Genomic DNA, 14,015 nt, shown 5'->3' on the forward strand with positions numbered 1-14,015 from the left:
CGTGACGAGGAGCGTTGAGGTTATCTCACGTCTCATAACTTACATCTCGCATCTAAATGAAAAACAATCTCATCGGTAATTTACAGTGGTCATCAGCCATCATTAACCCGGAAGGCAAACAAAAAGTTGCGCGGCAAATTGCCGGAAAGGTAAAGGATGGCGATATACTTGGTGTAGGCTCGGGCTCTACCGTGTATCTTGCCCTTGTTGCAATTGCCGAAAGGATAAAAACGGAGAGTTTAAATATCAAAGCTATCCCGACATCGCTGGAGATATCGTTGTTTTGCAGTAAACTGGGTATTCCGCTTACTACTTTATTTGAGCATACGCCTGATTGGTTATTTGATGGTGCAGACGAGGTTGATCCGAATAACTGGTTAATTAAAGGCCGCGGCGGCGCTATGTTTAAAGAGAAGCTTTTGATCAGCAGCAGCCCGGTTAACTACATCATTGTTGACGACTCAAAGATGGTGAGCAGGCTCGGAACCAATTTTCCGGTACCGGTAGAGGTGTTTCCTCAGGCATTGCTAACGGTTGAAAAGCAACTGCGAAAACTCGGCGCTACTGACATCAGTTTACGCCCTGCAAAAGGTAAGGACGGCCCCATTATCACCGAAAACGGTAACATGATACTGGATTGTAAATTTGGGCGTATTGAAGGTTCATTGGAGCGGGACATCAAGTCGATAACGGGAGTTATTGAAAGTGGCTTGTTTATTGATTACCCTGTGGATATTTTAATGGCATCAAATAATTAAAGTATTGACATCCACCTAACATAATTAGGAGATTAGCATTACAATATCAACCCGTTTAATCAGCACATTTGAACGCGCAAAACGTTATATTAATATAGATTCTAATAACCACATAGATATATTTATCATGGCAAACAAAGTAAAACAAATTCATGATTTTGGCCAGAGCATCTGGCTTGATTTTATTGACCGCGAGATCATTTCATCAGGTAACCTGCAAAAGTTAATTGATGAGGATGGCGTAAGAGGCGTAACCTCTAACCCGGCAATATTCGAGAAAGCCATCAGCAGCAGCTCCGACTACGATGCTGATATAAAAGAGCTTGGCAAATCGGTTGAAAAGACCGAAGATTTGTTTTTTGAAGTAGCCATCAAAGACATACAGGCAGCAGCCGATATTTTCGACAAGGTGTATAACGAAGGCGTTGTAGGCGCCGATGGTTATGTAAGCCTTGAGGTATCGCCATTTTTAGCTTTAGATGCTGAAGGTACTGCCAAACAGGCCGAAGAGCTTTGGAAAAAAGTTGACCGCAAAAACGTGATGATCAAAATTCCGGGTACCAAGCCGGGCCTTAAGGCCATTCGCGAAACTATTGCCAAAGGCATCAACGTAAACGTTACCTTGCTGTTCGGCCTTCAGCGCTACGAAGAAGTAGCTGAAGCCTACATTGCCGGCCTGGAAGACCACCTGGCTGCAGGCCACAACATCGAGCACATATCATCAGTAGCCAGCTTTTTCTTGAGCCGTATTGATGTAATGGTTGACCCACTGTTGGATGAAAAAGGCCTTGGCGACCTTAAAGGTGAAGTTGCCATTGCATCTGCCAAAAAAGCCTATGAAATTTACAAACGCGTATTCAGCACCGAGCGCTGGAAAGCTTTGGAAGCTAAGGGCGGTAAGCCGCAGCGTTTGCTTTGGGCCAGTACAAGCAGCAAAAACCCCGACTTTAAAGATACCAAATATGTGGAAGCTTTGATAGGCCCAGATACAGTTGATACCGTTCCTTTGGAAACTATAGAGGCTTTCCGCGATCATGGTATTGCGGCTGATACATTAACCATTGGGTTGCAACAGGCTACTGAAACCTTACAGCGCCTTAAAGCTGCCGGTATCGATATTGATGAGATCACGCAGAAGCTTGAAGATGAAGGCATCGAGAAATTTAATAAGCCTTTCGAGAAATTATTGAAAGCCATCGAAGAACAATTAAAAAAGGATTGATAAGCTGATGAGACAGTCGGACCTGAGAATCCTTTTTTTTGACGTTGGCGGGATATTGCTGACCAATGGCTGGGGGCACGAGTCGCGCAGGGAAGCAGCCGAAAAATTCGGATTGGATTATCAAGAAGTTAACGAGCTGCACAATTTCATATTCAACGTTTATGAGATTGGCAGCATAACGTTGGATCAGTACCTTGATACGGTGATCTTTAACCAGCCGCGCGATTTTGTGCGCGAGGATTTTAAAGATTTTATCTTCTCGCAATCCAAGGAACTGCCGGATATGCTGGCCTGGCTTAAGGAGTGGAAAAAAGATTGCGGCTTCCGCATCATATCCATTAATAACGAAGGCAAAGAGCTGAACGATTACCGTGTACGTAAATTTAAGCTGCACGAGTGCTTTGACGCCTTTATATCATCATGCGAGGTGAAGATGCGCAAGCCCGACCCGGGTATATGGCAACTGGCAATGGGTATAGCCCAGGCCACGCCAGAGCAGTGTGTGTATTTTGACGACCGTATCATGTTCGTACGCATGGCCGAAAACCTGGGCATCCGCGCATATCAGCATACCAGCTTCGAGAAAACTAAAAAAATATTAAACGACCTAAAAAACGAAAAACTCAATTAACAATGAGCACAACAGATAAATATGCATTCGGCATGATAGGCCTTGGCGTTATGGGCCGCAGCCTGCTTTTAAACATGGCCGACCATGGTTTTGCAGTAGCCGGGCATGATAAAGATGCCGGCAAGGTAGATTCGTTAAACCAGGAAGGTAGCCACCTTAAAGTTAAAGGCTTTTTAGATGTAAAGGAGTTTATACAAAACCTTAAAACGCCGCGTGCCATTATGATGCTGGTGCCTGCAGGCAAGCCTGTTGACAGTGTTATTGAGGAGCTTTCGCCGCTGTTGGATAAGGGCGACATCCTGATAGATGGAGGTAACTCGCATTTTACCGATACCAACCGCCGTGTTGGCGAACTGGAGGCAAAAGGCCTGCACTTTTTTGGTATGGGTGTATCAGGCGGCGAAGAGGGTGCCCGCCGTGGCCCGAGTATGATGCCGGGCGGCGATAAGGACGCTTATGCCGTAATGCAGCCGATATTTGAGGCCATTGCTGCCAAGGTTGACGGCGAGCCCTGCGTTACTTACATTGGCCCGGGTGCATCCGGCCACTTTGTAAAAATGGTGCATAACGGCATAGAGTATGGTATCATGCAGCTACTGGCCGAAACCTACGAGATCATGAAAAACGGACTTGGTATGGATAACGATGCCATGCAAAAGGTTTTTGCCGAGTGGAACGCCGGCCGTTTACAATCATTCCTGATGGAAATAACTGCCGAGATATTCACTTATAAAGAAAAAGGCAGCGACCATTTATTGTTAGACGATATCAAGGACGAGGCACGCGCCAAAGGTACCGGTAAATGGACATCGCAGGTGGCTATGGACCTGCAGGCCCCATCGCCGGTTATTGATACGGCTGTTGCCATGCGCGATCTGTCTAAATACAAAGACATGCGTGTAAAAGCTGCAGAAAAGTACAAGAGCAGCCAGGAATCAACCCTGCAGGGCGATCAGGCAGAACTGCTGCAATCGCTTGAGCAGGCTTTCTATTTCAGCATGATAGTAACTTATGCGCAAGGTATGTTCCTGCTTACCAATGCATCTATCGAGTATAAATACGATCTGAAGCTTGATGAGATAGCCAAGATATGGAGAGGCGGTTGTATCATCCGCTCATTATTCCTTAACGATATTTACAACGCTTACCAGAACGATAAGAGCCTTGCCCATTTGTTGCTGGATGATAATGTGCAAAACCTGGTTAAAGAGGTGTTGCCCGGCGCCCGCAAGATAGTTTCGGCAGCAACCGCTGCAGGTATTGCAGCACCGGGCTATGCGGCTGCGTTAAGCTATTTTGATGCTTTCCGTAGTGCACGTATGCCATCAAACCTTACCCAGGCACAACGCGACTTTTTTGGCGCGCACACCTATGAGCTGATAGGTAAGGAAGGCGTGTTTCATACACAGTGGGTTATCAATAAAATGGCTGGGGGAAATTAATATCAAAACCATGAGCACAAACACAAAATCAGAGCCAACCATATTTATCATATTTGGAGGTACCGGCGATTTAAATGCCCGTAAAATTGCCCCGGCGCTGTACAATCTTTTTTTAGATGGCTGGATGCCAAACCAATTCTCTATCATTGGTACCGGCCGCACCAAACTGAGCGATGAGCAGTTTAGGGATAACCTGCACCATGACATTGACCAGTTTTCGCGCAGCGGAAAAACCGACGATAAAAAGTGGGCGGAGTTTTCGGCAAATATCTATTACCAGATATCTGATGCCAACGACTTTGAAACTTATAAAGAGTTTGGCAAACGTATAGAACAGCACAACCAGGAATGGAAAACAAAAGCTAATGTATTGTTTTACCTGGCTGTTGCGCCTAATTTCTTCCCTATCATCGCGTCAAACATTTCTAAAGCCAAACTGGCCGAGGATAAGCAACGGGTGAGGATAATTATCGAGAAACCGTTTGGTCATGACCTGGAAAGCGCTAAAGAGCTGAACCAGTTACTGTCCAACATTTTTGATGAATGCCAGATATACCGCATCGACCATTACCTGGGTAAGGAAACGGTGCAAAATATTATGGCCTTCCGCTTTGCCAACTCCATTATGGAGCCTTTGTGGAACCGTAATTATATTGAGCACGTACAGATATCTGTTACCGAGCAATTAGGGGTTGAAGAACGCGGAGATTACTACGACGGATCTGGCGCTATGCGCGATATGATACAAAACCACCTGCTGCAGTTGCTTTGCCACATTGCTATGGAGCCGCCTGTAAGCTTTAATGCCGACGAGGTGCGCGACCGTAAGGTGGATGTGTTAAAAGCCATGCGCAGATTTGGTCCGGAAGATGTACGTAACTCGGCCGTTCGTGGCCAGTATGGCAGCGGATGGATGAAAGGCGAGGAAGTACCCGGCTACCGCGAAGAACAAAAGGTGGACCCGCAATCAAATACCGAAACCTTTGCAGCCATCAAGTTTTTTGTAGACAACTGGCGCTGGCAGGGCGTTCCGTTTTACCTGCGTACAGGCAAGCGCATGCACCAGTCGTCATCAGTGATCACCATACAGTTTAAGGATGTACCGCACCTGATATTCCCGGCCGAGGCGGCCGAAAGCTGGCAGCAAAACAGACTGATCATCAGCATACAGCCCGAAATGAGCATCCGCCTGCAGGTACAGGCCAAACGCCCGGGTATTGATATGGTGCTGAACCCGGTTGATATGGTGTTTGACTATAAAGGCACCTATACCAACCAGGCGCCGGAGGCTTATGAAACCCTGATACTGGATACCATGCTGGGCGACCAGACGCTGTTTATGCGCGGCGACCAGGTAGAGGCAGCCTGGGACCTGGTAATGCCGATACTAAGCACCTGGCAAAATAAAAAGAGCCTTAATTTCCCTAACTACAGCGCCGACTCATGGGGGCCTGAGTCTGCAGAGGCTTTGATAGCCCGCGATGGTTTTAACTGGTTCACGCTACCTGTAAACGGCAAAAAGTAAGGCTATGAAACTAAACGTTTTTGATACCGATACCGAAGTGCTTGCAGGGCTGGCCCTGTACTTTGCAGAGTGCGCCGAAGCTGCTATTGAGGCCCGCGACCAGTTTGTGGTAGCCCTAAGCGGCGGCAGCTCCCCAAAGAGGCTACATGAGCTGTTAGTGGCAGAGTACCGCGACAGGATAGAATGGGATAAAGTATATTTCTTTTTAGGCGATGAGCGCGATGTGCCCATCACCGATGCGCAAAGCAATTACCTGATGGCCAAACAAACACTGTTTGACCCGCTGAATATCGAACCATCGCATGTATTCCCGGTGCAGACTAACCTGGGCGCCGAAGAAGCGGCAAAGCAGTACACTGCCAGCCTGATAGACTTTTTTGATGGCAAACAGGCCTGCTTCGACCTGATCATACTGGGCCTGGGCGATAACTCGCATACGGCTTCGCTGTTCCCGCACACTACGGTACTGCAGGATGAAACCGCATCGGTACAGGCACTGTATATTGACGAGGTAAAGATGAACCGCATTACGTTTACTGCCCCGTTAATTAATAACGCTCACCATATTGCGTTTTTGGTTTACGGCCAGGGTAAAGCCGAAGCAGTAAAACACATACTGGAAGACGAGCGCAACATTGAGGAATACCCCGCCCAACTTATACAAAGTAAGGACGTGCAATGGTTTTTAGACCAACCCGCCGCCAGCAGGCTGCAAAACAAATAAAACAAAGAAGCCTCCGCATTGCGGAGGCTTCTTTGTTTATAGCCTTATTCTGTCATTGCGAGGAGGTACGACGAAGCAATCTCAGCATACTGACTTGTCTTATGAGATTGCTTCACTATCGTTCTCAATGACATGGACAAAGAATCACGTCTTTGCGAGGTACGAGGAGAAATCTTGTTCGATTGATAGGTAGCCCCATGCGTCACCACCTACCCGTCCTTGCGAGGAACGAAGCAATCTCTAAAAATGACCAGTCATGCCGAATTAACTTCGGCATCCCACATGCTTGTAAGCTTGTGCTTTTATCATCACCAGTCCGCTCATTGCCGCGGAGGCTACTTCTTTTGTCTTGAAACAAAAGAAGCAAAACTTCAAGTCATCAAAAAGGCTTCTTTGCCGCACAAGGCCTTTGCCCGCAATCTTTCAGAACCACGGGGCCGGAAAACTTTTGCCCTATCACACACCCCAGGCTTCTACAAAAGTTTTAATGCCCCTTGCCATGCACAAGGCCAGCATTGTTCTTCCCGTTTTTACCCGAAGCTGTTTTGCTGACAGGATGGGGGCGCTTGAGGGAAATTTTAATTAATCACATGAACTTAAAAACAAAACGCCTGTCATTTCGAACGAGGTACGAGGAGAAATCTTGTTCGATTGGTAATCTTTGCATGAACAAAGCAATTATGCAGCTTTACTCGGCATTGCCCGATGGATTTGCCCATCTAATTCACAGCCCCCTTTGGCGTGTTGTGGATGTTCTGTTGAAATAGTTGGATCTTGTGGATTAACATTGAATTTAGGTTTACCCCATTGCTTAAAGAAAAATGCAACATTCTTTTTATTGCATTCGACTTTAATAAAATCGATCCATCCTTTTTCTATGGGGCGTGCTTTATTACCTGATTCACCGCCGACTATCACCCAATTGATTTTGTTAAGCGGTAAGGTTTTTATTGGTGCTATAAGGGGTTCTATTGATAGAAATTTGGTTTTAGCTTTTGTCTTTGCCAGTTCTTTTATTCTATATGTATAATCTTCGCTTTCTACTGAAACTCCCATCCAAATATTACTTGTCCAATTTAGTTCGGTAGATAACTCTAATAACCTTTCTGAACGTTTGGTTAAAACCTGATAAATATGCTGTGGTGTTTTATTCATGACAGCAAAAACAGCTTTTATAAAGTCTAATGGAACCTCAGGATGAAACAGATCACTCATTGAATTAACAAAAACAATTTTAGACTTTTTCCAGGTAAACGGAATATTTAAAGCGTCTGAATGAGTCCTGATATTAAAGCCATCCTTATATTTGTCAATACCCATAGATTTCAGTCTTTTGGACATAGCCTCCGCATAACAAAATTTACAGCCAGGGCTAATTTTCGTGCATCCAGTTACAGGATTCCATGTTAATTCTGTCCATTCAATATTTGACTGTGCCATTACAATTTGTATTTAGGATTAATGATGTCGTTTGCAAGCTTTAAAGCCGTTTTATTATTTGTCGCCATCATAAAGTGATACATTATTGAATTATTCTTGTTTCGCATCACAAATGAATTGGAAACATGCTCAAAGATAGTTTTTAATCGCTGTGAATATAAATCGCCAATTTTTTGTATTATTTGAACATCTTTGTTGATTGCTGTTTCATCGCCGAATAATGTATTTACTGTTTTATAAGAATAAAAATGATTTACAATTTCATTTCGCTCAAGCCCTAAAAAATCCTCTAATTTTTTGAACCATCCTTCTGGAATTTTGCCGTCATTTTTTAATAATCGATTTACCCCAACTCCAGTAGGAACTAAAATCCATAGATCAATTCCTAATTTTTCTAATTTTTCAATTGAAGTCCAATTCACAGACATTCCATATGGATCTACAAAGACTAATGCCCTAAAATTTTTATTATTTTTCAAGTACTTGGCCATGGTAATTAATTTCACATTGCAATCTTCTTGCACTACGTATGTCTTTTTATTTGGATACGCTTCTTTAATTGTTGCATCAAGTGCTTCTTTGTTTTTTTTATCCTTTTCAACAAAATAATATATATCAAAGGGTTTTGGCTCATTTATCTCAAGAATACGTAAGGCAGTACCTTTAATAGCTTCTTTTTCCTCACTTGCTTCAATTAATCCGGACCCTGCGAATCCATCAAAATACAAAGTTTTTACCCAATCTTGTTTGTTCATTATCGTCAGATACGCTTTTGCATAATTGACAACTATTTCCATTTTGGCTTCAGTCCAGCCACCACCGAACTGGTTTGCAGTATTATCTTTCAAATCAAAAATGCTAAAAATTTTAGTAAAAATGTTAATTTCTATATAAATATATTTTTATAAAAGGATTTTTACAATACGTATTTATACGTGATTTTCAGTTAATTAGTAGTTAATTCACATTTGATTATAGTACCCCTTGCTCAAAGAATTTACTAATTAATGGCCCCTAAACCCGATAGCAGCGTATACCGGCTCTGCCCCCAAAGCCTGCAGGTGTATGAGCGGATAGCGGTACAGCACCCAAACGTTATTGCAGCATCTTATATACTCAAAAAAGCTTTGTCCATATATCTAATAAAAATGAACATCGCCAGAAAATTCAATTTTCAGTAAATTAAATAGTTATAGTATTTTATAAATAATTGGTGGCACAAGTAAGTCAGTAGTAAATCGCAGATTATCAGCAAATTAATGATGTTCAAGGTGTTCATATGTGTGTTCGTGAACACTGCAATAGCAAGTCAACAGACCGCATTTAGCATTCCTCGCTCCTCGCACCGGTCACCCGCATCCATAACCGTCACCCCGCTTCCGGCGTCCCGCTCCCCGCACCTCATCACTCCCTCAAAACCAATTAAAAAAACACTTTTATGGTATAATAAATTTACCTACATTTGCGGGCTAATTGTTGCTCATTGAAATCGCTACGCACATATTCAATACCTTTTACCGGCCTTAAGCTGGGTAAGCATTATTTTGAATACGAAATAAAGGACGACTTTTTTAGCGAGTTTGATTATTCGCTGGTTAAAAAGGCAAACCTGGTATGCAAGGTCGAGCTGGAGAAGCAGGAGACCATGCTGATCCTGAACTTTGACATCACCGGTACGGTCACCGCTACCTGCGACAGGTGCCTGTCTGAGTATCAGCAGCCCGTTAACGTGCATGAGCAGCAGATAGCCCGCTTTACCGAAGAGGAAATGGGCGAGGATGATGAGATAATTACGCTTGGCAAAAACGATCATGAGATCAGTATCGCCGGGTTGATATATGAATATGTTAATGTTGCCCTGCCGTTTATTGCCAACTGCAGCAACCAGGGCGATGGCAAACAATGTGACGAGGAAATGCTGGCAAACTTAAACAAGCTTGCGGCGAATGATGAACAGAAAGAGAACGTTGACCCGAGATGGGAAGCGCTCAAAAAATTAAAATAATATAAAATAGGTTATGGCACATCCAAAACGTAAAATTTCAAAATCAAGAAGAGATAAACGCAGAACGCATTACAAAGCCGATGCACCTTCTTTAACTACCTGCCAAACTACCGGCGCAGTACACTTGCCACACAGAGCTTATACTGTTGATGGTAATGTTTACTTCAACGGCAAAATTCTTATCGAGAAGGCAGTAGTAGCTTAAGTTTAATTTTCTGCGAATGAAGATTGGCTTAGATATTATGGGCGGTGATTACGCCCCCAAGGCGGCAGTTTTAGGGGCGATTAAAGCTTGTAAAGTTTTAAAGGCCGGGCAGCAGCTTGTGCTTATTGGCGACAAGGATGCTGCCCTTGCTATTCTCAGCGAAAATAACTTTAGCGCCGATAACTTTGAGTTTGTGCATACAACTGAAGTTATTGGTATGGGCGAACACCCAACTAAAGCTATTGTGCAAAAGCCAGACTCAAGCATAGGCATTGGTTTTAAATTGCTGAAAGACGGCGAAATAGACGCCTTCTCATCGGCGGGTAATACCGGGGCTATGCTGGTTGGCAGCATGTTCAGCGTAAAAAATATACCTGGCGTTATACGCCCGGCCATGACTACCATTGTACCCAAACTTAAAGGCGGTTTGGGTATCATTTTGGATGTTGGCGCCAATGCGGATTGCAAGCCCGATGTGCTTTTGCAGTTTGGCGTTTTAGGCAGCCTTCTTGCCGAATCTGTTTACGGTATCCCTAATCCTCGTGTAGCGTTGATGAACATTGGCGAAGAGGAAGAAAAGGGTAACCTGCTTAGCCAGGCCACTTACCCTTTGATGAAAGATACCAATCTTTTTAATTTTGTGGGTAACGTAGAGGGCCGCGACCTTTTTAATGATAACAACGATGTTATTGTTTGCGATGGCTTTACCGGCAACGTAATACTTAAGCTTGCCGAATCTTTCTATGTTATTACGCTCAAAAAGAAGTTAAAGGACGAATTTTTAGACCGTTTTAATTATGAGCAGTATGGTGGCAGCCCTATATTAGGGGTTAATGCCCCCGTTGTTGTTGGCCACGGTATCTCGAGCCCCGAGGCTATCAAAAACATGGTACTGCTTTCTAAGAACATGGTCGAGACCAATCTTGTTGACAAAATAAAACTGGCTTTTCAGTAAAGAAGATATAGAATGAGCAAAATCACTGCTGCTATCACCGCTGTAAATGGTTACGTACCCGAGTATGTTTTAACCAACCATGAGCTGGAAACAATGGTTGATACCAACGACGAGTGGATAACCACCCGTACCGGCATCAAAGAGCGGAGAATACTTAAAGGCGAAGGCCTTGGCACCTCTGACATGGCCGTTCCGGCTGTAGAGGGTTTGCTTAAAAAACGTGGCATTTCTGCCGAAGAGATCGATCTGATTATTTTTTGTACCACTACTCCTGATATGCCTTTTCCGGCCACGGCAAATGTTCTGGCTCATAAAATAGGCGCTAAAAATGCCTGGGGGTACGATCTGCAGGCTGCGTGCTCTGGCTTTATATTTGGTTTAACCACCGGTGCCCAATTTATAGAAAGCGGCAAACACAAGAAGGTATTGGTAGTTGGTGGAGATAAAATGTCGTCAATCATCAATTATGAGGACCGTGCTACCTGCATTATTTTTGGCGACGGCTGTGGTTGCGCCCTGCTCGAACCTAATACCGAAGGCTTTGGAATATTAGATTCTGTGCTTAAAAGTGATGGCTCTGGTGCACAGTTATTGTTTCAAAAGGCTGGCGGTTCATTGCATCCGGCCTCACATGAAACTGTTGATGCTAAAGAACATTATGCTTACCAGGAGGGGCAGGCGGTATTTAAGTTTGCCGTGACCAACATGGCCGATGTTGCCGCTGAAGTAATGGAGCGCAACAGCCTTACTGCCGATGATATTGCATGGCTGGTGCCTCACCAGGCCAACAAACGCATTATAGATGCTACTGCCAATCGTACAGGTGTGTCGGCAGATAAGGTGATTGTGAATATAGAACGCTATGGTAACACCACTAACGGCACAATACCATTGTGTCTGTGGGAGTGGGAAAGCAAGTTTAAAAAAGGTGATAACCTGATACTTGCTGCCTTTGGCGGTGGGTTCACATGGGGCTCCATTTATTTAAAATGGGCTTACTAAAGATGTAAGATTTAAATATGCAGTTATGCAGATTGTAAAATCAAACATCTTGAAATTCTACATGTTAAATATTAATTATCAAAAATCATTTGCACATCTGCATATTTGCACATCTGCAAATTAAATTACATACTTTTATCCAAACCAATTATCGCTACTATGGATATTAAACAAATTCAGGATCTTATACGCTTTGTATCAAAGTCGGGCGTAAATGAAGTGTCTATCGAGCAGGAAAACTTTAAAATTACTATAAAAACAAATGAGGCGCCGACTTACGTAAACGCTACTATACCCGCTCAGCAGCCATTGGCCGCAGCTCCTGCTCCGCAGCCTGCAAGCCTGCCTGTTGCCGCGCCAGCCGCAGAGCCGGTGACCACAACAGCAGCCGAAAACGCAAACTACATCACCGTTAAATCGCCTATGATTGGTACTTTTTACCGTTCAGCGTCTCCGGACAAGCCGATGTTTGTAAATGTTGGTGATGAAATATCAGCAGGAAGCGTGCTGTGTATCATAGAGGCGATGAAATTGTTTAATGAAATTGAATCAGAGGTATCGGGCCGTATAGTTAAAATATTGGTAGATAATGCTTCGCCGGTTGAGTACGACCAGCCATTGTTTTTAGTAGAACCTAAGTAAATGTGTAAACATGCAGATAGGCAAATGTGCAAATAAGGCGCATTTAATTGATCTGCACATCTGCACATTTGTAATTTGCACATCTGAAAATCATGTTTAAAAAAATATTAATAGCTAACCGTGGCGAGATAGCTCTGCGTATCATACGCACCTGTAAGGAAATGGGCATTAAAACCGTAGCTGTATATTCAACCGCCGACCGCGACAGCCTTCATGTACGTTTTGCAGACGAGGCTGTATGTATTGGCCCCCCAATCAGTCGAGATTCTTATTTAAATATTCCTAATATCATTTCAGCTGCCGAGTTAACCAATGCGGATGCTATCCATCCAGGTTACGGCTTCCTGTCTGAAAATGCTAAGTTTTCTGCTATCTGTGCCGAGTACGGCATTAAATTTATAGGTGCCACTGCCGATCAGATCAACGCGATGGGAGATAAAGCATCGGCAAAAGAAACTATGAAAAAAGCCGGCGTGCCTACCATTCCTGGCTCTGACGGGTTGCTTACCGACGTTAAACAAGGCATTGGCCTGGCAAAAAAAATAGGTTATCCTGTTATACTTAAGGCTACTGCTGGTGGCGGTGGCCGTGGTATGCGTGTGGTTTGGAAAGATGAGGAGTTTGAGCCGGCATGGGATAGCGCACGCGCCGAAGCCGGAGCAGCGTTTGGAAACGACGGGCTTTACATGGAAAAATATGTAGAAGATCCGCGCCACATTGAGATACAGGTAGTGGGCGACCAGTATGGTAAAGTTTGCCACCTCTCTGAGCGCGATTGCTCTATACAGCGACGCCACCAGAAACTGGTTGAAGAAGCGCCATCGCCGTTCATGACCGAGAAACTGCGTAAAAAAATGGGTGAGGCGGCCATAAAAGGTGCCAAGGCTGTTAAATATGAAGGCGCAGGTACGGTAGAGTTTTTGGTTGATAAAAACCGGAATTTCTACTTTATGGAGATGAACACCCGTATACAGGTAGAGCACCCGGTAACTGAAGAGGTAATTAACTTTGATCTGATAAAAGAGCAAATTAAAGTTGCTGCAGGTATACCTATCTCTGGCAAAAATTATGAGCCAACCATGTGCGCCATCGAGTGCCGTATCAATGCCGAAGATCCGGCAAATGGTTTCCGTCCGTCACCTGGTAAGATCACCAATTTTCATTCTCCTGGCGGTCACGGTGTTCGTATAGATACGCATGTTTACAGCGGATACGTTATTCCTCCTAACTACGACTCGATGATTGCAAAGGTTATTTGTGTGGCTCAAACCCGCGAAGAAGCCCTTTCTACTATGGAGCGTGCGCTGAGCGAGTTTGTTATAGAAGGTATCAAAACCACTATTCCATTCCACCTAAAATTGTTGAAGGATCCTAACTTCCGTGCAGGTAACTTCACCACCAAGTTTATGGAAACCTTTGAATTCTGATAAAATCTTTTGAGGTTACATAACGTATATAGCATTT

14 protein-coding genes are annotated in these 14,015 nt (G+C 44.0%); 12 read left to right on the forward strand and 2 right to left on the reverse strand.

Translation table 11 applies throughout. From position 1 onward, the window contains the following. The first annotated feature begins 56 nt into the window (after positions 1–56). The 6 genes from rpiA to pgl all read left to right on the forward strand — a co-directional run bounded on the left by rpiA (position 57) and on the right by pgl (position 6,302). Positions 57–758 carry a ribose 5-phosphate isomerase A gene (rpiA, locus tag ACFQZX_RS19160; RefSeq protein ID WP_377118462.1) on the forward strand — a complete coding sequence of 234 codons (702 nt, stop codon included), beginning with the start codon at positions 57–59 and terminating at the stop codon, positions 756–758. Between the two features lie 127 nt (positions 759–885). Then, entirely contained in the window at positions 886–1,980 is a 1,095-nt protein-coding gene (gene tal / locus ACFQZX_RS19165; protein ID WP_377118464.1) for a transaldolase, read from the forward strand. A gap of 7 nt (positions 1,981–1,987) precedes the next feature. Further along, positions 1,988–2,611: an HAD family hydrolase gene (locus ACFQZX_RS19170; RefSeq protein ID WP_377118466.1), complete on the forward strand. Its 624-nt coding sequence runs from the start codon at positions 1,988–1,990 to the stop codon at positions 2,609–2,611. 2 nt (positions 2,612–2,613) lie between these two features. Next, positions 2,614–4,053 carry an NADP-dependent phosphogluconate dehydrogenase gene (gene gndA / locus ACFQZX_RS19175; RefSeq protein WP_377118468.1) on the forward strand — a complete coding sequence of 480 codons (1,440 nt, stop codon included), beginning with the start codon at positions 2,614–2,616 and terminating at the stop codon, positions 4,051–4,053. Positions 4,054–4,063: 10 nt separating this feature from the next. Beyond that, a complete protein-coding gene (gene zwf / locus ACFQZX_RS19180; RefSeq protein ID WP_377118470.1) occupies positions 4,064–5,578 on the forward strand; it encodes a glucose-6-phosphate dehydrogenase in 1,515 nt (504 codons plus the stop codon). Positions 5,579–5,582: 4 nt separating this feature from the next. After that, positions 5,583–6,302, forward strand: a complete 720-nt coding sequence (pgl, locus tag ACFQZX_RS19185) for a 6-phosphogluconolactonase (RefSeq protein WP_377118472.1) — start codon at positions 5,583–5,585, stop codon at positions 6,300–6,302. 678 nt (positions 6,303–6,980) lie between these two features. On the opposite strand, the gene ACFQZX_RS19190 is transcribed toward pgl, so the two are convergent. Further along, positions 6,981–7,742, reverse strand: a complete 762-nt coding sequence (locus ACFQZX_RS19190) for a DUF5131 family protein (RefSeq protein WP_377118474.1) — start codon at positions 7,740–7,742, stop codon at positions 6,981–6,983. Next, positions 7,742–8,590, reverse strand: a complete 849-nt coding sequence (gene tcmP / locus ACFQZX_RS19195; protein ID WP_377118476.1) for a three-Cys-motif partner protein TcmP — start codon at positions 8,588–8,590, stop codon at positions 7,742–7,744. The genes ACFQZX_RS19190 and tcmP overlap by 1 nt, the downstream gene beginning before the upstream one ends. Before the next feature lie 635 nt (positions 8,591–9,225). On the opposite strand from tcmP, the gene ACFQZX_RS19200 reads away from it, so the two are divergent. The 6 genes from ACFQZX_RS19200 (at position 9,226) to accC (ending at position 13,978) form a co-directional block, all read left to right on the forward strand. Next, positions 9,226–9,747, forward strand: a complete 522-nt coding sequence (locus ACFQZX_RS19200; protein ID WP_377118478.1) for a YceD family protein — start codon at positions 9,226–9,228, stop codon at positions 9,745–9,747. Positions 9,748–9,760: 13 nt separating this feature from the next. Next, positions 9,761–9,952 (forward strand): 50S ribosomal protein L32, encoded by a 192-nt coding sequence (gene rpmF, locus ACFQZX_RS19205; protein ID WP_292947918.1) that lies wholly within the window; start codon positions 9,761–9,763, stop codon positions 9,950–9,952. Between the two features lie 16 nt (positions 9,953–9,968). Further along, positions 9,969–10,907: a phosphate acyltransferase PlsX gene (gene plsX, locus ACFQZX_RS19210; protein WP_377118481.1), complete on the forward strand. Its 939-nt coding sequence runs from the start codon at positions 9,969–9,971 to the stop codon at positions 10,905–10,907. Positions 10,908–10,919: 12 nt separating this feature from the next. Then, entirely contained in the window at positions 10,920–11,909 is a 990-nt protein-coding gene (locus ACFQZX_RS19215) for a beta-ketoacyl-ACP synthase III (RefSeq protein ID WP_377118483.1), read from the forward strand. A gap of 159 nt (positions 11,910–12,068) precedes the next feature. Then, on the forward strand, positions 12,069–12,551 hold the full coding sequence (gene accB, locus ACFQZX_RS19220) for an acetyl-CoA carboxylase biotin carboxyl carrier protein (RefSeq protein ID WP_377118485.1): 483 nt from the start codon (positions 12,069–12,071) through the stop codon (positions 12,549–12,551). 92 nt (positions 12,552–12,643) lie between these two features. After that, complete coding sequence (accC, locus tag ACFQZX_RS19225) at positions 12,644–13,978, forward strand: acetyl-CoA carboxylase biotin carboxylase subunit (protein WP_377118487.1); 1,335 nt, start codon at positions 12,644–12,646, stop codon at positions 13,976–13,978. Positions 13,979–14,015: the final 37 nt, after the last annotated feature.

It is taken from the genome of Mucilaginibacter litoreus (assembly GCF_042676805.1).
Taxonomy (GTDB): Bacteria; Bacteroidota; Bacteroidia; order Sphingobacteriales; family Sphingobacteriaceae; genus Mucilaginibacter; species Mucilaginibacter litoreus.